Below are 17,006 nucleotides of genomic sequence, written 5' to 3'. Positions count from 1 at the left end.
CTCTCACCGCACCCGAATCTTCGGATCCCCCGCCCCCCGTCGCATTGTCTGCAAGAACCCCTCCAGCGGTGCCGGCTCGGCGATCTGCGGCAGTGCGTCCTTGTCCGGCCGGTTGGCCCAGAACCCGTCCCACGACGGGAACAGCTCATGGAAGGTGCCGGCATAGGGTTCACGCCCCGGCCAGCGCATTTTCAGGCCGCCGATCGGCGGTTTGTTGAGGTCGGTGGCGTACCAGTAGCACGGCAGCCGACGGCGGAAGCACCAGCGTCCGTCGATGCGCTCGTAATCATCCCAGTAGAGCATCTGCATGATCACCCACTCGGGCCCGGTCTCATGCTCGTTCTTCGAATAGACCACGCCGGTGGCATGGTCCGGGTCGCTGAATTCGATGATGTGCTGGCCCAGGTGGTGCGAGGTGCCGTGAAACTGCTTGCGCATGGTTTCGTCCAGCCACGCCTTGAGGTGCGCGCGGCCGCTCTTGTCGCGCCCCACCCGCACGTCGGCGGCGAAGCAGTTGGCCATGGCGTCCATGTCGCGCATGTCCAGCGCCAGCGCGTACTTGCCGGCCAACTGGCGGATGGCGTCGAGCGATTCCAGACGGTCGATGCGCTGCAGCAGCGAGGCGTCGTCCTGGCTCATTCCAGCACCGTGTACAGGTCGGAGCTGCGCCCGCCGTCCACGCTCAGGCTCGCGCCGGTGACATAGGACGCTTCGTCGCTGGCCAGGAACAGGATGGCGTTGGCCAGTTCCACCGGCAGGCCGACCCGTTTCATCGGGATGACCTTCTCGGTATTGGCGCGGGTCCGGGCATCGCTGAGCATGCCGGCGGTGGCCGGGGTGTCGACCACGCCGGGGATGACCACGTTGCAACGCACCTTGTGCGGCGCGCCTTCGCTGGCAGCGGCGCGGCTGAAGTTGATCACTGCCGCTTTGGCCGCCGAGTAACCGGCCATCCAGGCGGTGCCGAACAGGCCGCAGATCGAGGCGATGTTGACGATGGCGCCGCCGCCATTGGCCTGCATCAGGCGCATGGCGGTGCGGGTGCCCCAGAAGGTCCCGTCCACCGTGGTGCTGAAGTTGGCGTGCCAGTCGGCGGTGGTCATGCTGTCGATGCCGCCCCAGGTGTAGGCCATGGCGTTGTTGACCAGAATATCCAGGCGGCCATGGCGCTTGGCCGTGGCTTCCAGCGCGGCGACATAAGCGTGCTCGTCGCTGACATCGGCCACCGCGACTTCGGCCTGGCCGCCCAGTGCCTGGATTCGTTCCTGAAGATCCTGCAGTGGTTCGGGACGCCGCCCGCAAAGCACCACGACGGCGCCTTCCTCGGCGAAACGCAGGGCGGTGGCTTCACCGATGCCGGAGCCGGCACCGGTGACGAAGGCGATTTTTCCTTGCAGACGCTTGCTCATGGAAACTCCTCAGATAAAGGCCATGCCGCCGTTGACGGCGATGTTCTGGCCGGTCATGAAACTGGCGTCTTCGCTGGCCAGGAACACCGCCACCCGGGCGATCTCGTCGGTTTCGCACATGCGTCCCAGCGGCACGTTTTTCAGCAGCGCCTGCATGTGTTCGTCGGGGATGCCGGCCATCATCGGCGTGTTGGTCGGGCCCGGCACCAGGGTATTGACGCGGATGCCGCTGGCCGCCAGTTCGCGGGCGATGGAACGGGTCAGGCCCATGACCGCGGCCTTCGACGCGCAGTAATGGCTGGGGCCTTCGCCGGTCAGCGCGGCGGTGCTGGAGAGGTTGATGATCGCGCCCTGGCGCTTGCCCTTGAGCATCAGCCGCGCGCCTTCGCGGGCACACAGGAAGGTGCCGCCGAGGTTGACGTTGATGACCCGCGCCCAGCTTTCGTCGGGGGTATCGAGAAAGCTGTCGAGGGCACCGACGCCGGCGTTGTTGACGACGATGTCGAGGCCACCGAAACGCGCCTCGACCTGGCCCATCGCATCGGCCACCGACGCGCTGTCGGCGACGTTGCAGGACAGCGCCAGGACGTTCTCGCCGAGGTCCGCCAGGCTGGCGGCCAGGGCCTGTTGATCGAGGTCCACCGCCACCACTTTCGCCCCTTCGGCGACGAACCGGCGCACGATGGCCTGGCCCATGCCCTGCCCGGCGCCGGTGACGAAGGCCACCTTGTTCTGCAGCTTCATAGCGTTCTCCTTGGAAATGTTCGACGCGACCCGCGGACAGCGAGCCCTCCCCGGCATGATTGGCCCGGCGCCCCGGGGCGAACATCGTCCAACAGGACTAGCGGCGCCGCCGGGCCATGTGGTCTGAACGGACGATGTGGCAACGCCGCGCAGGGCCGAGCATCCCCTGGCGCACACTGGCCGGGTGTGGCTTACCCCTTCGCTCATCCACCACACCCGGCCGGTCTGCGCGTCCATCCGCAGACCTGGAGAACCTCATGAACCAATCCGTAGACCTGCCCTTGCCCGTCGGCCATTACCAGACCCTGCCCGGCGGGCTGCGCCTGCACTACCTGGACCAGGGCGAAGGTCCCGTGGTGCTCTGGCTGCATGGCAGCGGCCCGGGTGCCAGCGGCTACAGCAACTTCAAAGGCAACGCGCCGGATTTCGTCGCCGCCGGCTACCGCAACATCCTCCTCGACCTGCCCGGCTTTGGCCGCTCCGACAAGCCTGATGACGTGCAGTACAACCTGGATTTCTTCGTCGATTGCGTGGGGACGTTCCTGCAGCAGATCGGCGTCAATCGCTGCACCCTGCTCGGCAACTCGCTGGGCGGCGCCATCGCCCTGGGCCTGGCGCTGCGTCACCCGGAGCTGGCGGAAAAACTTATCCTGCTGGCACCAGGCGGCGTCGAAGAGCGCGAAACCTACTTCCAGATGCCGGGCATCCTGCGCATGGTCAGCCTGTTCAATGCCGGCCCGATCGGCATGGAAGAAATGCGCAGCATGATGAGCCTGCAACTGTTCGACCCTTCGATCCTGCCGGAAGACCTGCTGCAGGAACGGGTGGCGGTGGCGGTGACCCAGCCGAAAAACCTGTTCAGCACCATGATGGTGCCGAACATGGAAAGCCGGCTGGGCGAGATCCAGTGCCCGATCCTCGGTTTCTGGGGCAGCAACGACAATTTCAACCCGGTCAGCGGCGCCCAGCGCATCATCGATGGCGCAACCAAGGCACGCTTTATCGTGCTGAACCAGTGCGGACACTGGGTGCAGGTCGAGCACCGGGCGTTGTTCAACCGCAGTTGCGTGGAGTTCCTCCAGTTCGGTTGAGTCAGGACACCGCCCGGAGCAGCAAACACTGCTCTCGGGCACGCCCCTTTTCCCCTTGGTTTCTCCGCGCCATCAGGCCACGACTACGCTAATCTCCCGCGTCAACAGGCACCCGTTTGCTGACACAGGACCTAACCATGGATCGTCTGGCCTTACTCGCCCTCACAACCTTGCTCACCTTCGTCAACGTCGATAACGCACTGGCCGTGGAAACCAGCGCGGGCACCTTTTCCGTCTCGCAGCGCTGCGAAGCCTTTCAATCGTTCAAGAACAGGACCAACCCTGGCGACCTTTCCGTCGAGCCGGGGCAGACCTACCGGATCGCCGAGGTCAACCGCGAGCAGTACCAGTGGATCAGGGTCAAGGTCGGCGCGGGGAAGAACGACCTGCGCTGGGTTTCCGCCGACTGCGGCCAGGTCGACGGGCTGGTGATCTCCGAAGCGGGATCGCAGGCGTGCCGGATTCCCGACCAATACGACAGCTATGTGCTGGCCGTGACCTGGCAGCCGGGCTTTTGCGAACACGACCAGGGCGGCCCGGCGAAACCGGAGTGCCAGGCCATGAAAGACGGCGCGCTGACGGTCAACCACTTCACCTTGCACGGGCTGTGGCCGAACAAACAGGAATGCGGGATTGACTACGGCAAGTGCGACGGCGCCGACCTCGATCTGACCGCCGACACCGTGGACTACATCACGCCGTGGATGCCGAACTTTCATTACGGCACGCAGTTCGGCAACTACGAATGGAAGAAACACGGCGTGTGCCAGACGGCCATGACCGATGACGCGTACTTCCGGTTCGCGGTGGACTTGCTGAAGTCCTTCAATGACTCCCAGGCCGGTGAATACATCCGTGGCAACGTGGGTGGAGAAGTGTCCAGGGAGCAGTTCTATTCGAAACTGGCCGATGAGTTTGGCAGCAAGGATGTGGGCAATAATTTTCTGCTGATCTGCAGCGGTGACTACCTGGAGGAGATCCGGGTGTCGCTGCCGAAGGACTTCAAGGGCGAGCGCACGTTGAAGGGCGTTATCGGCCAGGCATTCCTGCCCCGCCAGGCGACTGACCGCGGTGAGTGCCGAGCGGACCGGATCCGGATCGAGGCCAGTGGCTCGGGCGTTTGATAGCCGCAGCGCCTGAACGCGCATGCATGTGCATGCATGTGCATGTATGTGTAGGAGCGAGCTTGCTCGCGATAAGGCGACCACCTTGGGCCTGGGTGTTGGCGCTAGCGCTGTGAGCTTATCCATTCAATGTGGCGAAGCCGCCGGCCCCTTTCGCCTTTACGGCGAGTCCATTTTGTCTTCGCAAAATAGACGAAAACCGCTGGCTCCTGCATCCGGCCCTACGCTGCGCTTCGGGTCCCCTGTGGGAGCCGGCTTGCCGGCGATAGCGTCCTCAGCTTCCCCAGACTTTATCGAATAGATAAGCCCACAGCCCCAGCCCCATCACCTAGCCCGCCGCCGGCACCCGATTCAACGCAGCATCCCCCGGCTGCCCCAACACGCACGAGGTCCCGCCCGGCGTATACATCATCGCCACGCAACGGTTGCACGCCGTGCATTTGTTGCTGCGCCCCTCGCCATTGGCCAGTTTGTTCACATACCCCGGCTCGGCGATCAGTGCCCGGCCCATGGCAACCAGGTCGAAGCCTTCACTCATCAGTTGTTCGATGCTGCCCAGGCTCTTGGCGCCGCCCAGGTACGCCAGCGGCATTTTCACCGCGGCGCGGACCTTGCGCGCGTGTTCCAGCAGGTACAGTTCGCGGAACTCCACCACCGGGTCGGTCATGCGCTGGATGGCCATGGCCAGGGCGATCACCGGGTTCTTCTGTTGCACGCGGTTTTCCTTGGGGAAGGACGAGCCGAACATGGTGGTGATGGACTCGGCGTTCATCCCGGCGCTGAGCACCAGCAGGTGCGCGCCCTCTTCTTCCAGCAGGCGCGCGATGCGGGCGCCGTCTTCGGCGCTGTTACCGGCGCGCACGCCTTCGGTGATGCTGTATTTGCAGATCACCGCCAGCTCGTGGCCCACCGCGTCGAGCACCGCGCGCAGCACCCGGCGCGGGAAGCGCAGGCGGTTTTCCAGGTTGCCGCCGTATTGATCGCGCCGTTTGTTGTACAGCGGCGAGATGAACTGGCTGAGCAGGTAGCCATGGCCCATGTGGATTTCCACCGCGTCGAAGCCGGCCTCGCGGGCCAGTCGCGCGCCTTGGGCGAAGTCCTCGACCACCTGCTGCATGTCGCGCTCGGTCATGGCTTGCTTGAGGAACATGCCGCTCATCATGCCGATCTTGTTGAAGCCGCCGCTGGCCGAAAGCGGTCGTTTGGTCGAGCGCTCGCGGATGAAGGTGAAGCAACCACCATGGGTGATCTGCGCGCTGGCCAGGCCGCCCTTGGCGTGCACGGCCTCGGTCAGGGCCTTGAAGTGCGGCAGGCTGGACGGTTCGAGGATCAACTGGTTGGGCAAGGTGCGGCCGTCCTTGCTGACCGCGCAGTAGGCCACCGTGGTCAGGGCCACGCCGCCGCCGGCGAGGTTGGCGTGCAATGCCGCCAGTTGTTTGGAGGGCACGCCGTTGGCACTCATGCCTTCGTTGGTGGCGGCCTTGATAAAGCGGTTTTTCAGGGTCAGCGGGCCGATGGTGACGGGGCTGAACGGCGATGGAGCTGAACGGGTTTGCATGACAGGCCTCGACGTTTGGACGAACAAAACCGGCCACGCCGCCAGGGCGTGGCCGATTGCGTCAGAAGGTGTATTTGGCGTTGAACGACAGGTAATCGCGGTCGGCCATCAGGCGGCCCTGGGCGATATCCGGCGAATTGAGGTAGGCCACGTAGGTCAGGCCGACCTGGAAGTTGCCCAGGTACTTGAAGTCGCCGCCCACGGTCAGGCGCTTCTCGTCGCGGCCCAGGCCCTGGTAGGCGCTGCCGTCGACGTTCTGCGTCCACACCACTTTGGTGGTCAGGTCCAGGCCGTTGGCGATGGACGGGTAGTCCATGTAGGCGCCGATCCCGAGGAGGGTCGAGCCGCGGGTCTGGGTGGCCGACTCGAAGTTGTCGTATACGCCATCGACGCCCGCCCCGCCGCCGCTGACCACCAGCTTGTCGACGCTCTCGATGCGCTGGTGCACCACTTCACCCATGAAGGTGGTCTGCTGGGCGATAAAGCTCGGGCCGAGGATGTACGACGCGTTGAGGTTGCCTTGCCAGATTTGCCCGGTGGTCGGCGCGCCGTTGTCCAGGTACACCGAGGCGCCGTCGCGGTAGCTGAGGTCGCCGGCGTACTGCACCGAATCGCCGATCTTCGAGCTGAAGCTGATACCGGTCAGCGCGACGTCCTCGAAGTAGCCGAGGCGATAGGCCGGCGCCGACTCCACGCCGCTGTGCCGCGCCAGGCGCTTGAGCGACGAGTATTCGGTGGTGCCGCTGAAGTCGAAGAACATCGAGCCGACGCGCTCGTGGTAGCGGTAGTGGAACAGCCCGACTTCGGTGTTCTCGGTGATCCGGTAGCGCACGCCCAGGCCCCATTGGCCGCTGTCGCGCGGCTTGAGTTCGCCGGCGTAATTGACCCCGGTGAAGCTCTTGTCCGGCAGGTTGGCGATCACCCCGGGCGCGAGGCGGAAGAACTCGGCGCCAGGGCCGAAGGTGTCGCTGCCGAAGTAGTCGCCCACCGGGTTGAGCTGGGTCTTTTCCCACTCGTACTGGTAGAAGCCCACCAGCGCCAGGTCTTCGTTCAGCGACCAGGACCCCGAAACCTGCCCCACCGGCAGGTAGGAGTCCTTGGCCTCGGTGCCCGGCACGTTGAATTTGGTGGCGTCGACCGGCGCCTGGCCCTGGCTGATGTTGGCCCAGAACAGGCTCTCGCCCCAGGCCACCAGGTGACGGCCAGCCTTGACCGACAGGTACTGGGTGTCGCCGATGTCGAAGTTGCCGTAGACATAGGCGTCCAGCAGCCGCGCCTTGCTGCCGCTGAGGCGGCGGGTGTCGTCGCTGAAACCGTCGGCGCGGCCGACCTTGTTCACCGTGCCGGGCGAGTCGTTGTCGTTGCGCTGGTGATAGACGTCGTCGTAGAAGTGGCTGCCGCGCAGCACCGCGCCGAGGTTGTCGTGCTTGAGCAGCATTTCGCCGAACAGGCTGACGCGGTTGTTGATCAGCGCGCCGCGCTTGAAGTTGCGCGTGCCGTCGTCGTTGTTGAGGTCGTTGAGGTACTCGTGGGCCGGCTTGCCGGTACGCATCGAGGCGGTGTAGTTGACTGTCAGCGAGGTGTCGAGGGTGGTGTTGTCCCCCAGCTCGAAGCTCGGGCCGGCGCTGGCCGCGCCACTGGCAAGGCCGACGGCCAGTGCCAGCAGGCTGCGACGACGAACATCACGGGTGGCGATTCGCTTGGGCAAAGACATGCTCCTTTCTCCTTTCTTGTTGTTTTGGGGCTTGCCGGCGCAGCCTGGAACAGCCCCCGCGCCGGCACATCGTCCGTTTGGTGAAAATCAGCCGTTGCCCACCAACGCACGCAGCTCGTTCTTCGCCACCTTGGCCGAGGCGTTGAGCGGCAGCGCCGGGAACAGCCGCACGCTGCGCGGCACCTTGTAATTGGCCATGCGCTCGCGGCTCCAGGCGATCAGCTCGCCCTCCTCCAGTTGCCGGCCTTCGCGCAGCACCACGCAGGCGCAGCCAACCTCGCCCATGCGCGCATCGGGGATGCCGATGACCGCGACCTGGGCGATGGCCGGGTGGGCGATCAGCGCCGCCTCGATTTCCGCCGGGTAACAGTTGAAGCCGCCGACGATGTACATGTCCTTGAGGCGGTCGGTGATCACCAGGTTGCCCTGCGGGTCGAGCCGACCGACGTCGCCGGTGTGCAGCCAGCCGTCGGCGTCGATCGCCTCGCGAGTGGCTTCGGGGTTCTCGAAATAGCCCTGCATCACATGGAAGCCGCGCAGGCAGATTTCCCCGCTGTCGCCCTGGGCCAGTGCCTGGTTCTGCGGGTCGCGGATGCTCACTTCGGTGCCGGACAACGGCCGGCCGCTGGTGCCGGCGATGGTCTCGGCACTGTCGCCGGGGTCACACAGGGTCGCCAGCCCACCGCATTCGGTCAGGCCGTAGGCGGTGGTCACCACGCTGAAGCCCAGCTCGTTACGCATCCGCTCGATCAGGCTTGGCGGAATGCTCGCCGAGCCGGTCACGGCGATACGCAGGCTGGACAGGTCCGTCTCGGCCAGCCGTGGGTGGGCCAGCAGCGACAGGTACAGGGTCGGCGCCCCCGGTAGCACGCTGATGCGTTCGTTGGCGATGCGCTGGAACACCGCGTCGGCGTCGAAAACCGCGTGGGGCAGGATGGTCGCCCCGGCGATCAGGCAGGTCAGCCAGCCGGCCTTGTAGCCGAAGGCGTGGAAGAACGGGTTGACGATCAGGTAGCGGTCCCCCGGCACCAGGCCGATGACCCGCACGTATTCGCCAAACGCCCGCAGGTTCTGGCCGTGGGCACTCATCACGCCCTTGGGTTTGCCGGTGGTGCCGGAGGTGAACAGCAGGTCGCACATGGCGTCCGGCCCGATCGACAAGGCGCGGCGCTCGGCGGTGAGTTTTTCGATGGTCAGGGCGCCGGTGAGAAACTGGCCGAAGCCGAGGTCACGGGCGTCGGTGGTACGCTCGACATCGAAGATCACCTGATGCTCCAGGCTCGCCGGGCGGTGGGGTTCGAGCAGCGCGGTGTAATCGACATCGAGAAACTGCCGCTGCACGAATAGCACGCGGCAGCCGCTGCGTTCGAGAATGTCGGCGGCCTCGGCGCCCTTCATGCGCGTGTTGACCGGCACCAGCACCGCGCCGGCGCAGTGAATACCCAGCGCCGCGAGGATCCACTGGCGGCTGTTCGGCGCCCACAGGCCGATACGGTCGCCGGCCTGGATGCCCAGGGCCATCAGGCCGCGGGTGATGGTCAGGACCTGCTCGGGCAGGTCGGCATAGTCCAGGCATTCGCCGTTTTCTTCGATGGCGCTGCGCCCGGCGAAACGCCGCGCGCTGTCGAACAGCATCCGGGCGATGCTGGCGGGCGCACCGGTATCGGCTGCGACTGGGTTCTGGCTCGGGATCATCATCGACTCGCTCATCATTCGGGGAAGCGGATACGCAATTGCGCGGTAGTGGGCACGGCCTGGCAGGCGAGAATCCAGCCCTCGGCCAGCTCGCCTGCGTCCAGCGCATCGTTGTGCAGCAGGTCGACCGCGCCGCTTTCCAGGGTGCACATGCACGAGGCGCAGCCGCCGACGCGGCAGGCGCTGGGCGGGTTGAGGCCGGCGCGCTGCATGGCGTCGAGCACGGTTTCGCCGCTGTCGCAGGGCAACTCGTAGTCCTCGCCGTCCAGACGCACCGCCAGTTGCGCGGCCATCGCCGCCTCGCTGACCACCAGCGGCAACGCTTCGCCTTCGCCCGGCAGCGAGACGAAACGCTCGACATGCACGCGGCCAGTGGGCATGCCGAGGCTTTTCAGCGCGGCCACCGCGGCATCCATGAACGGCGCCGGGCCGCAGATAAAGGCCTGGGCATCGATAAACGGACGCGCCAGTTCGGCCAGTTGCGCCGTGGCCGGCACGCCTTGCACCGAGTCCAGCCAATGGACGATCTGCAGGCGCTGCGGATGGGCGTTGGCGAGGAAGCGCAGCTCGTCGCGGAAGATCACCGACTGCTCGTCGCGGTTGGCGTAGATCAGCAAGATCCTGCCAGTGCCGGCGAGCAAGGCCGAGCGCAGGATCGACAGCACCGGTGTCACGCCGCTGCCGCCACCGAACAGCAGCAGATCGCTGTCCAGCGAGCGCGGCACGAACACCCCGGCGGGCGGCAGCACTTCCAGGGTCTGGCCTTCCTGCAGTTCTTCGCACAGCCAGTTGGAGGCGCGGCCCTCGCGCACGCGCTTGACGGTCACCCGCAACGGCTCGTCCAGCAACGGCGTGCTCGACAGCGAATAGCAACGCGGCAGCCAGCCGCCTTCGAACGGCACCCGCAGGGTCAGGAACTGCCCGGGTTGATAACGAAAACGCTCGGCCAGGTGCTCGGGGATGTCGAACACCAACGAGCGGGCGTCGACCGTTTCCTCGATCACCCGCGCCACGCGCAAGCTCAGATAGTCATTCATGGTTCAGGTACTCCGGGCGACCTGCCTGTGCGGCACAGGCAGGCGGACGCGCGATGGGATGGGCCTCAGACGAACGGGTCCGGGTTGGGCAGGCCCAGTTGCACCGCGCCGAAGCTGCGCCCGTAGGCCATGAAGTTGTTGGCGATGTGGCCGCGGGCCTGGTGCAGGTCACGGAACAGCCGCGCCACCGGGTTGCTGTTGTACAACCCGGACGCGGCCATGCTGCGCAGCAGGTCGTTGACCCGGTCGGCGCAGACGTTGGTCACATAGGACGATTGATAGCGATACAGCAGGCGGGTTTCGGTGTCCGGGTACTCGCCGGCGCAGGCCAGGCTCATCAGGTGGTCGTAGTTGCGCTCCAGCACCAGCTTGAGGGCATCGACGGTGATCACCGCCTCGGCCACCGAGATTTGCGCCACCGGGTCGTCCGCGGTACGCGCACCGTGCTTGCCGATGTGCGCGGCGGCATTGGCGCGGAACTCGTTGATCGCCCCTTGCAGCGCGCCGATGGCCGAGGTCGAAACCGCGCGGGAAAACACCTGGGCGAAGGGAATGGCGTAGATCGGGTTGGTGTTGACCAGGCGGCCCGGGGTGGCTTCGATCCGCCAGTTGTTGGTGCGCTGCACGCGGTGCGCCGGGACAAACGCGTCCTCGACCACGATGTCGTGGCTGCCGGTGCCGCGCAGGCCGAGCACGTCCCAGTTGTGCTCGATGCGGTAGTCCTGGCGCGGCAGCAGGAAGGTGCCGTGCTCGCTGGTGAAATCGCCGTCGGCCGGCAGGATGCCGCCGAGGAACACCCACTGGCAGTGCTCGCTGCCGCTGGAGAAGCCCCAGCGTCCGCTGATGCGGTAGCCGCCCTCCACCACCGTGACCTTGGCCGACGGCATGTAGGTGGAAGAAATCAGCGCGCCGTGGTCATTGGCCCAGACCTCGCGTTGCGCCTCGATCGGGTAGCGCGCCAATTGCCAGGGGTGCACGCCCATCACGCCGTAGATCCAGGCGGTGGACATGCAGCCCTCGGCGAGGATCATCTGGATTTCGAAAAAGGTCCGCGGGTCGACCTCGTAGCCGCCGAAAGCGCGGGGTTGCAGCGCGCGCAACAGACCGGCGGCTTGCAGCTCGATGATGCTCTCGTCCGGCACCCGCTGCTCGCGCTCGGCCTGCGCGGCGCGCTCCTTGAGCAACGGCACCAGGCGTCGTGCCCGCTCGATCAGCTCGACTTCTTCTTCATTCTTGTCACGCATGCTGTACATCGCTCGACTCTCCCGATCTGGTTGCGCCCTTGCGCAAGCTGAGGGGGATGATCGGATTCGCGGGCGGGGTCGTTCATCGTCAAAGCGGACTAGGGCTTTTTGGTATCGAGGGCATGGCGGGGGATTTCAGTGCTCTTGAGATCGAGCGCCGCCCGCGCGGCGCATCGCGAGCAAGCTCGCTCCTACCCCAGCCTGAGCCCCTACCCCACCTGTAGGAGCGAGCTTGCTCGCGATGGCCCCACAGCCACGCTGCATCCCAACGCAGATAATCACCCAACCGCTGCACAAGCCCGGCCCTCATAGGAATCACCCTCCCGGCGCAACAGAGGGATTTCAGCGTTCTTTAGATCGAGCGCCGCCTGCGCGGCGCATCGCGAGCAAGCTCGCTCCTACCCCCCCATCCCCAACCTGTAGGAGCGAGCTTGCTCGCGATGGCCCTACAACCACACGGCATCCCAATGCGGATAATCACCCAAGCGCTGCACAAGCCCGGCCCTCAAAGGATTGGCCACGATGTACCGCGCAACCTCGAGAATATCGTCCTCCCGGCGCAACGCCCGATCATGAAAGCCCGGCTGCCACAGCCGCCCCTGGCGCCCGCCCGCCGCGTTGACCAGGCGGGCGCTACGCGACTTGAAGCGCTGCATCAGCGTGTTGAGGCTGGTCTGCCGCAGCTCTATCAACCAGTGAATATGGTCAGGCATTACAACCCAAGCCAACGAATTCGCCAGCCCCTCATCCTGCACTTGCCGGAACTGTACAATTACCAGTCTCGCCAGGCACATCTCCCGAAAAATCGGGACCCTGTCCGCAACCGTAGTGGTCAGAAGATACAAACGCCCCTGCTCGGAAAAACGACCATGGCGCAAACGCTTGTTGTGTGGACGATCCATATCAGCCTCCTGCAATAGAGACCCCAACCTAGTGCACCGCCGGATCAACGGCCGAGCATCAGTGGTTCCACATATTTCACTCCATCCCGCTAGTCCATTGAGACGATGCCCCCAAATCCCCGCCCCGGCCATAGTCCCTTCCATCATCCAAACCACAGGAGAAGGGACAGCCCATGACTATCCTCAAGCGATTCCAACTGGACGGCAGCGTCGCCATTGTCACCGGCAGTGGCCGTGGAATCGGCCGCGCGATTGCCCTGGCCTATGCCGAGGCCGGGGCCGATGTGGTCTGCTCGGCGCGCTCTCTGGTGGACGTCGAGGCGGTGGCCGCGGAGGTCCGCGCCCTCGGCCGGCGCGCCCTGGCCATCGCCTGCGATGTCAACGACAGCGAACAACGCCAGGCCCTGGTCCGCCAGAGCCACGAGCAACTGGGCCGCATTACCCATCTGGTGAACAACGTTGGCGGTGGCGGGCCCAATGACCCGCTGCAGTTGAGCCCGGAACAGTTCGACGAGATCCTGCGTTTCAACGTCTCCACCGCCTACGCCTTCTGCCAGCTCTGTGTGCCGCTGATGCGCGAGGTCGGCGGCGGCAACATCATCAACGTCAGTTCGGTGGCGGCGCGTTATTCGCAGCGTCACTTCAGCGCCTACGGCAGCGCCAAGGCCGCCCTCAGCCACCTGACCCGTCTGCTGGCCCAGGATTTCGCCCCGCAGGTGCGGGTCAACGCCGTGGCGCCCGGCCCGACCCTGACCGACGCCCTCGCCGGGGTCATGCCCGCCGCCATGCGCCAGAGCATGGAAGCCAACACCCCGCTCAAGTGCCTGGGCACCCCCGAGGACATCGCCGCCGCCGCGCTGTACCTGGCGAGCTCGGCCTCGGCCTGGGTCACCGGCAAGATCATCGATGTCGATGGCGGCGCCGATTCCAGCGTCTGGGTCGGCTGACACCGCTTCCCCTTTTTGGCCGGCACCTTGAACCCGTTGGGGCCGGCCTTTTTTCTTCCTGCAGAAAGAGCCCCGTCATGGACGCCCATTTGATCGATGCCCTCGGCGCCGAGCTGTTCCACGCCCTGCGCAGCCGCAAGACCCTCGCGCCGCTGAGCGAGCGCTTTCCAGATATCACCCTGGATGACGCGTACCGCATTTCCCTGCGTTTCCTGCAACGTCGCGAAGCCCTCGGCGAGCAGGTGGTGGGCAAGAAAATCGGCGTCACCAGCCGCGCCGTGCAAGAGATGCTCGACGTGCATCAGCCCGATTTCGGTTTCCTCACCAACGCCATGCAAGTGGCCGATGGCAGCGATGTCAGCCTGGCCCGCTACCACCTGATCCAGCCCCGGGCCGAGGGCGAGATCGCCTTTGTCCTCGCCGAGGACCTGCACGGTCCCGGCATCAGCGCCGACGACGTGCTCGCCGCGACCGAGTCGGTGATGCCGTGCTTCGAGATCGTCGATTCGCGGATCGACAACTGGCAGATCCGCATCCAGGACACGGTCGCCGACAACGCCTCCTGCGGCGTATTCGCCCTCGGCACCCAGCGTATCGACCCGCGCGAGCTGGACCTGGCCCGCGTCGAAATGCACCTGCTGAAGAACGGCGTGCCCGCCGGCAGCGGCTTCGGCTCGGCGGTTCAGGGGCATCCCTGCGCGGCGGTGGCCTGGCTGGCCAACACCCTGGGCGAACTGGGCATTCCGTTTCGCCGTGGCGAAATCATTCTTTCCGGCGCCCTGGCGCCGCTGGTGCCGGTCACCGCCGGTGATCGCATCAGCCTTTCCATGAGCGGGCTGGGCCAGTCCAGCCTGCGCTTCATACCTTGAGCACCCTGGGGAGCCACAGACGATGAGCAAGAAAATCAGATGCGCGCTGATCGGGCCGGGCAATATCGGCACCGACCTGCTGTACAAACTCAAGCGCAGCGAGGTACTGGAACCGGTGTGGATGGTCGGCATCGACGCCACCTCCGAAGGCCTCGCGCGCGCCCGCGAACTGGGCCTGAAAACCACCGCGGACGGCGTCGACGGGCTGCTGCCGCACGTGCTCGACGACAACATCCAGATCGCTTTCGACGCCACCTCGGCCTACGTCCACGCGGAAAACAGCCGCAAGCTGAATGAGCTGGGCGTGCTGATGATCGACCTGACGCCCGCGGCCATCGGCCCGTACTGCGTGCCGCCGGTCAACCTCGAGGCCAACCTCGGCCTGGGCGCGATGAACGTCAATATGGTCACCTGCGGCGGCCAGGCCACCATTCCGCTGGTGGCGGCAGTGTCCAGCGTGCAGCCGGTGGCGTATGCAGAGATCATCGCCACTGCGGCGTCGAAATCGGTGGGCCCGGGCACGCGCAAGAACATCGACGAATTCACCCGCACCACCTCCAGCGCTATCGAGAAAGTCGGCGGCGCGAAAAAAGGCAAGGCAATCATCATCATCAACCCGGCCGAGCCGCCGCTGATCATGCGCGACACCGTGCACTGCCTGACCGAAGGCGAACCTGACCAGGACGCCATTCGCGCGGCCATCGACGCTATGATCGCCGAGGTCCAGCGCTATGTGCCGGGCTACAAGCTGGTCAACGGGCCGGTGTTCGACGGCAACCGGGTCTCGGTGTTCATGGAGGTCGAGGGCCTGGGCGACTACCTGCCCAAGTACGCCGGCAACCTCGACATCATGACCGCCGCCGCCGCGCGCACCGCCGAGATGTACGCCGAAGCCATCCTCAAGGGCGAGCTGCAATTGCGCGCCGTCCAGCCCGCCCACGCCTAAGGAGAACACCATGGACCTTCGTGGCAAGCGCATCACCGTACACGACATGTGCCTGCGTGACGGCATGCACCCCAAGCGTCACCAGATCAGCCTGCAACAGATGAAAGACATCGCCTGCGGCCTCGATGCCGCCGGCATCCCGCTGATCGAAGTCACCCACGGCGACGGCCTCGGCGGCAGCTCGGTGAACTACGGTTTCCCGGCCCACAGCGACGAAGCCTACCTGTCGGCGGTGATCCCGCTGATGAAGCAGGCGAAAGTCTCCGCCCTGCTACTGCCCGGCATCGGCACCGTCGATCACCTGAAGATGGCCCATGAACTCGGGGTTTCCACCCTTCGCGTGGCTACCCACTGCACCGAGGCCGATGTCAGCGAGCAGCACATTACCCACGCCCGCAAGCTGGGCCTGGACACGGTCGGGTTCCTGATGATGGCCCACATGAACAGCCCCGAGGGCCTGGCGAAACAGGGCAAGTTGATGGAGAGCTACGGTGCCAACTGCATCTACCTCACCGACTCGGCGGGTTACCTGTTGCCCGAGGACGTGAGCGTGCGCGTCGCCACCCTGCGTGCCGCGCTCAACCCGGAAACCGAAATCGGCTTCCACGGCCACCACAACCTGTCGATGGGCGTGTCCAACTCGATTGCCGCCATCGCCGCTGGCGCCACCCGCATCGATGCCGCCTGCGCGGGGCTTGGCGCCGGTGCCGGTAATACGCCGATGGAAGTGTTGGTAGCGGTGTGTGAACGGATGGGGATCGAGACCGGCGTCAACCTGTTCCAGATCCAGGACGTGGCCGAGGATTTGGTGGTGCCGATCATGGACTTCCCGATCCGCAGCGACCGCGATGCCCTGACCATGGGCTTTGCCGGGGTCTACGGTTCGTTCTTGTTGTTCGCCAAGCGCGCCGAGAAGAAATACGGCGTGTCGGCGCGGGAGATTCTCGTGGAGATGGGCCGACGCGGGATGGTCGGCGGGCAGGAGGACATGATTGAAGATACCGCGATGACGCTGGCGCGGCAGCGCGGTTAAGAGCATCGCCGGCAAGCCCGGCTCCCACAGATACTGCACAAGTCTCAAGTTCAGTGCTGAATCTGTGGAAGCTGGCTTGCCAGCGATTTAGGCCCTAGAAGCCCATGCTGAAGCTCACAGTCACTGCATGGTCCCGGCTATCGCTGGACAATTGCCCCGAATAGCCAACACCCAGCTTGCCCGCCGCGCCAACACTCACATCCAGCCCCGCCTCGACCACGGCGGCATCCTTGGCGATCGGTACGCCTTGGGTGCTGAACGCCGCACCACCATCGACAAAGCGCAGATCAGCATCCGGCGTGGTATCGCCGAAGGCATGCCGCCAGCCGAGGCTGCCGCGCGGGGTCAGGGTGGTGCCGTTACCCAAGGTGAATTGCTTGCCGGCGCGCAGGCCGACGGTGGTGAAGGTCGCGTCCTGTTTCGAACTGGCCTCCAACGCACCCGCCCCGCCTTTCTCGCGGCCGGTGTCGCTGTCGTAGTTGACGTAGGCGATGCCGGCGAACGGTTCCAGTGCCACGCCGCCAGCCTCGACGGTGTAGCCCACTTCGCCGAAGACCTGCGCGGTGCCGGCCTTGTACTTGGCTTTCAGCTCTTCGTTGTAGCTGCCCGCCGCGACATGACGTTTGCTGTCGATGTCGTGCCAGCTATAACCGGCGCCCATGCGTGCGGCGAAGGCGTCGAGTTGGTAGCTGA

Annotated in this window: 16 protein-coding genes; 6 read left to right on the top strand and 10 right to left on the bottom strand. The window is 65.5% G+C overall.

Annotation, left to right across the window (positions count from 1 at the left end; genetic code table 11):
• Positions 1-3 precede the first annotated feature (3 nt).
• From CKW37_RS22215 to CKW37_RS22205, 3 genes are read right to left on the bottom strand one after another with little or no spacing between them, the layout of a single operon-like run.
• Positions 4-639, bottom strand: coding sequence for a nuclear transport factor 2 family protein (locus tag CKW37_RS22215; protein WP_095158414.1), 636 nt, complete (start codon positions 637-639; stop codon positions 4-6).
• Positions 636-1,409 carry an SDR family NAD(P)-dependent oxidoreductase gene (locus tag CKW37_RS22210; RefSeq protein ID WP_095158413.1) on the bottom strand — a complete coding sequence of 258 codons (774 nt, stop codon included), beginning with the start codon at positions 1,407-1,409 and terminating at the stop codon, positions 636-638. The genes CKW37_RS22215 and CKW37_RS22210 overlap by 4 nt, the downstream gene beginning before the upstream one ends.
• 9 nt (positions 1,410-1,418) lie before the next feature.
• Positions 1,419-2,153 (bottom strand): SDR family NAD(P)-dependent oxidoreductase, encoded by a 735-nt coding sequence (locus tag CKW37_RS22205; protein ID WP_095158412.1) that lies wholly within the window; start codon positions 2,151-2,153, stop codon positions 1,419-1,421.
• 257 nt (positions 2,154-2,410) lie between these two features.
• On the opposite strand from CKW37_RS22205, the gene CKW37_RS22200 reads away from it, so the two are divergent.
• Together CKW37_RS22200 and CKW37_RS22195 are read left to right on the top strand one after the other, a co-directional pair.
• The gene (locus CKW37_RS22200; protein ID WP_095158411.1) at positions 2,411-3,244 is read left to right on the top strand and encodes an alpha/beta fold hydrolase; all 834 of its coding nucleotides are present in this window, start codon (positions 2,411-2,413) and stop codon (positions 3,242-3,244) included.
• Positions 3,245-3,381: 137 nt separating this feature from the next.
• A complete protein-coding gene (locus CKW37_RS22195) occupies positions 3,382-4,368 on the top strand; it encodes a ribonuclease T(2) (protein ID WP_095158410.1) in 987 nt (328 codons plus the stop codon).
• Between the two features lie 328 nt (positions 4,369-4,696).
• Here the strand turns inward: CKW37_RS22195 and CKW37_RS22190 are convergent, their stop codons facing one another.
• The 6 genes from CKW37_RS22190 to CKW37_RS22165 all read right to left on the bottom strand — a co-directional run bounded on the left by CKW37_RS22190 (position 4,697) and on the right by CKW37_RS22165 (position 12,518).
• Positions 4,697-5,926 carry an NADH:flavin oxidoreductase gene (locus CKW37_RS22190; RefSeq protein ID WP_095158409.1) on the bottom strand — a complete coding sequence of 410 codons (1,230 nt, stop codon included), beginning with the start codon at positions 5,924-5,926 and terminating at the stop codon, positions 4,697-4,699.
• Between the two features lie 61 nt (positions 5,927-5,987).
• Positions 5,988-7,640 carry a DUF1302 domain-containing protein gene (locus CKW37_RS22185; protein ID WP_095158408.1) on the bottom strand — a complete coding sequence of 551 codons (1,653 nt, stop codon included), beginning with the start codon at positions 7,638-7,640 and terminating at the stop codon, positions 5,988-5,990.
• 87 nt (positions 7,641-7,727) lie between these two features.
• Positions 7,728-9,335, bottom strand: a complete 1,608-nt coding sequence (locus CKW37_RS22180) for a FadD3 family acyl-CoA ligase (protein WP_256587841.1) — start codon at positions 9,333-9,335, stop codon at positions 7,728-7,730.
• 14 nt (positions 9,336-9,349) lie between these two features.
• Positions 9,350-10,372, bottom strand: a complete 1,023-nt coding sequence (locus CKW37_RS22175) for a ferredoxin--NADP reductase (protein WP_095158407.1) — start codon at positions 10,370-10,372, stop codon at positions 9,350-9,352.
• Positions 10,373-10,437: 65 nt separating this feature from the next.
• Positions 10,438-11,625, bottom strand: coding sequence for an acyl-CoA dehydrogenase family protein (locus tag CKW37_RS22170; protein WP_095158406.1), 1,188 nt, complete (start codon positions 11,623-11,625; stop codon positions 10,438-10,440).
• A gap of 437 nt (positions 11,626-12,062) precedes the next feature.
• Positions 12,063-12,518 (bottom strand): transposase, encoded by a 456-nt coding sequence (locus CKW37_RS22165; protein WP_095158405.1) that lies wholly within the window; start codon positions 12,516-12,518, stop codon positions 12,063-12,065.
• A gap of 173 nt (positions 12,519-12,691) precedes the next feature.
• Here CKW37_RS22165 and CKW37_RS22160 point away from each other — a divergent pair, with 173 nt between their 5' ends.
• The 4 genes from CKW37_RS22160 (at position 12,692) to dmpG (ending at position 16,313) form a co-directional block, all read left to right on the top strand.
• Positions 12,692-13,465, top strand: a complete 774-nt coding sequence (locus tag CKW37_RS22160; RefSeq protein ID WP_095158404.1) for a glucose 1-dehydrogenase — start codon at positions 12,692-12,694, stop codon at positions 13,463-13,465.
• Positions 13,466-13,542: 77 nt separating this feature from the next.
• A complete protein-coding gene (locus CKW37_RS22155) occupies positions 13,543-14,334 on the top strand; it encodes a fumarylacetoacetate hydrolase family protein (RefSeq protein WP_095158403.1) in 792 nt (263 codons plus the stop codon).
• 22 nt (positions 14,335-14,356) lie between these two features.
• On the top strand, positions 14,357-15,280 hold the full coding sequence (locus tag CKW37_RS22150; RefSeq protein ID WP_095158402.1) for an acetaldehyde dehydrogenase (acetylating): 924 nt from the start codon (positions 14,357-14,359) through the stop codon (positions 15,278-15,280).
• Positions 15,281-15,290: 10 nt separating this feature from the next.
• Positions 15,291-16,313 carry a 4-hydroxy-2-oxovalerate aldolase gene (gene dmpG / locus CKW37_RS22145; protein WP_095158401.1) on the top strand — a complete coding sequence of 341 codons (1,023 nt, stop codon included), beginning with the start codon at positions 15,291-15,293 and terminating at the stop codon, positions 16,311-16,313.
• Positions 16,314-16,407: 94 nt separating this feature from the next.
• Here the strand turns inward: dmpG and CKW37_RS22140 are convergent.
• On the bottom strand, positions 16,408-17,006 hold a 599-nt coding region (locus CKW37_RS22140), incomplete at its 5' end, for an autotransporter domain-containing protein (protein ID WP_143502111.1).

It is taken from the genome of Pseudomonas sp. Irchel 3E13 (assembly GCF_900187455.1).
Taxonomy (GTDB): domain Bacteria; phylum Pseudomonadota; class Gammaproteobacteria; order Pseudomonadales; family Pseudomonadaceae; genus Aquipseudomonas.
This window is presented reverse-complemented; position numbering and strand designations above follow the sequence as displayed.

Excerpts from the sequence above, each read along its gene's own strand:
- CKW37_RS22215 (WP_095158414.1), bottom strand. The coding sequence starts at position 639 with ATGAGCCAGGACGACGCCTCGCTGCTGCAGCGCATCGACCGTCTGGAA.
- CKW37_RS22210 (WP_095158413.1), bottom strand. The coding sequence starts at position 1,409 with ATGAGCAAGCGTCTGCAAGGAAAAATCGCCTTCGTCACCGGTGCCGGC.
- CKW37_RS22205 (WP_095158412.1), bottom strand. The coding sequence starts at position 2,153 with ATGAAGCTGCAGAACAAGGTGGCCTTCGTCACCGGCGCCGGGCAGGGC.
- CKW37_RS22200 (WP_095158411.1), top strand. The coding sequence starts at position 2,411 with ATGAACCAATCCGTAGACCTGCCCTTGCCCGTCGGCCATTACCAGACC.
- CKW37_RS22195 (WP_095158410.1), top strand. The coding sequence starts at position 3,382 with ATGGATCGTCTGGCCTTACTCGCCCTCACAACCTTGCTCACCTTCGTC.
- CKW37_RS22190 (WP_095158409.1), bottom strand. The coding sequence starts at position 5,926 with ATGCAAACCCGTTCAGCTCCATCGCCGTTCAGCCCCGTCACCATCGGC.
- CKW37_RS22185 (WP_095158408.1), bottom strand. The coding sequence starts at position 7,640 with ATGTCTTTGCCCAAGCGAATCGCCACCCGTGATGTTCGTCGTCGCAGC.
- CKW37_RS22180 (WP_256587841.1), bottom strand. The coding sequence starts at position 9,335 with ATGATCCCGAGCCAGAACCCAGTCGCAGCCGATACCGGTGCGCCCGCC.
- CKW37_RS22175 (WP_095158407.1), bottom strand. The coding sequence starts at position 10,372 with ATGAATGACTATCTGAGCTTGCGCGTGGCGCGGGTGATCGAGGAAACG.
- CKW37_RS22170 (WP_095158406.1), bottom strand. The coding sequence starts at position 11,625 with ATGTACAGCATGCGTGACAAGAATGAAGAAGAAGTCGAGCTGATCGAG.
- CKW37_RS22165 (WP_095158405.1), bottom strand. The coding sequence starts at position 12,518 with ATGGATCGTCCACACAACAAGCGTTTGCGCCATGGTCGTTTTTCCGAG.
- CKW37_RS22160 (WP_095158404.1), top strand. The coding sequence starts at position 12,692 with ATGACTATCCTCAAGCGATTCCAACTGGACGGCAGCGTCGCCATTGTC.
- CKW37_RS22155 (WP_095158403.1), top strand. The coding sequence starts at position 13,543 with ATGGACGCCCATTTGATCGATGCCCTCGGCGCCGAGCTGTTCCACGCC.
- CKW37_RS22150 (WP_095158402.1), top strand. The coding sequence starts at position 14,357 with ATGAGCAAGAAAATCAGATGCGCGCTGATCGGGCCGGGCAATATCGGC.
- dmpG (WP_095158401.1), top strand. The coding sequence starts at position 15,291 with ATGGACCTTCGTGGCAAGCGCATCACCGTACACGACATGTGCCTGCGT.